The sequence below is a fragment of the Apibacter sp. genome, from assembly GCF_025291155.1.
Taxonomy (GTDB): Bacteria; Bacteroidota; Bacteroidia; order Flavobacteriales; family Weeksellaceae; genus Apibacter.
Genome location: NZ_JAMBJZ010000148.1, coordinates 1 through 1,831 on the forward strand (window position 1 = coordinate 1; position 1,831 = coordinate 1,831).

The 1,831-nt window shown below is 31.6% G+C and carries 1 protein-coding gene; it reads right to left on the bottom strand.

The window, feature by feature from the left end; translation table 11 throughout:
- The coding region (locus M3Z80_RS09620; RefSeq protein WP_293919396.1) for a glycosyltransferase family 117 protein at positions 1–1,740 on the bottom strand (1,740 nt) is incomplete at its 3' end.
- Positions 1,741–1,831: the final 91 nt, after the last annotated feature.

The window sequence follows — 1,831 nt, forward strand, 5'->3', positions numbered from 1 at the left end:
TCCAACACTCGCCAGCAAGAATAATGCAATTAAGGAAAAATTTCTTCCCGGATCTCTGTTTAACTGAAAGAAAAAACCTATTAATCCTAATAGTAATGGTAACATATAATATTTATTAGTTGCCTTATTTACATATGCATCCGGTAATTTACTTTGATCTCCTAATCGTAAATTATCTAGAAATTTAATTCCACTAATCCAGTTTCCTTTAGTGGATTCGTAATTTCCTTGTAAATCATTTTGACGACCGGCAAAATTCCATAAAAAATAGCGTACAAACATATACCCCATTTGGTAGGTCATCATAAAATCAAGATTTTGACCTAATGTAGGTTTTTTTACATTCAACAGCTCATTTTGTTTAGCTATTTGATAATCGCGCACGGATATTTCTCCCGAATTTTTTTTCCTAACTAATTCATCGAAAACTTTTTGAGCGTCGGGGTTCCCTATATATTTAGAATTTAAGGTAAAATTAGGATAGCCTTCCATTAATCCGTAATTATCTATGACGCTAGGATCAGGATTATACATTCGCGGAAAAATACTAATTTGTTCCGGATTGAATTTATAATTTATTCTTCTTCCTGTTTCAATATATCGTCCTGAATTTTCATCTTTTTCATATATAGGCCCATTATCATCTGTCCCGATGATTCCATTCGGATCTAAATATGCAGTGTAATTGGCTCCGTAAAATACCGGCCAATCTCCGTATTGAGCTCTGTTATAATAATCTAACATACCTATGGCATTATCAGGATCATTTAAATTGATCGGGGGATTTGCCTTAGCCCTTATAGGTAAAACAATCCAACTCGAAAAACCGATCAGCATAAAAAGAATAGATAAAATAATAGTATTTAAAGTTCTATATCTATGTTTTGAAGTATATCTCAATGCTAGATAGAAAGCTATTATTAAAACTAAAAATGCAAATACGGAACCCGTATTAAATGGCATTTGTAGATTATTCACAAAGAAAATTTCGCATTTCCCAAAAAAAGACATGGTAAAAGGAAATATAATTTTGAAAACAGCTAAGAATACGCCTCCAATAGCAATATTCGCTATGATAAAATTCTTCCAGGTAAAGGTATATTTTTTAACATAATAAATATAGCCTAAGGTTGGTACTACCAATATTACCATTAAGTGAATACCAACTGATAATCCGATAAGAAGCGATATTAAAATAAGCCATTTATCAGAACGAGAATCAGATAAGTTATTCTCCCATTTGCACATAAGCCATAGTAATAGAGCTGTAAAACAAGAGGCAGCTGCATACACCTCTCCTTCTACCGCAGAAAACCAAAATGTATCCGTAAATGTGAAAGTTAAAGCTCCTACAGCTCCACTTAATAAGATAATAGCCTTTTGATAGATGGTAAATTCTTTAGGTTCGGAATTTAAAAATAATGTTTTTCTAACCATATGGGTAATGGTCCAAAATAAAAAGAGTATGGTAAAGGCGCTCATAATAGCAGACATAGCATTAATAACAATGGAATATTTGCTATGATCGCCAAAAGCAAATATAGCCCAAACTGCTCCTAATATCTGAAAAAATACAGCACCTGGAGAATGGGTTACTTCTAGCTTCACCGCTGAAGATATGTATTCTCCACAATCCCAAAAACTAAAATTCGGTTCTATAGTGAGTAAATACGTTAGGGCAGCAATTAAAAAAACTCCCCAACCGGTTAGATTGTTTAATTTATTATAACTTAACTTCATTTTACCTTGATTCTTGTTTGCGAATATACTAATAATATTATTTTTAAAAGTTTCAATAAAATATTTTATTCAATTTTTATATAAAAATATA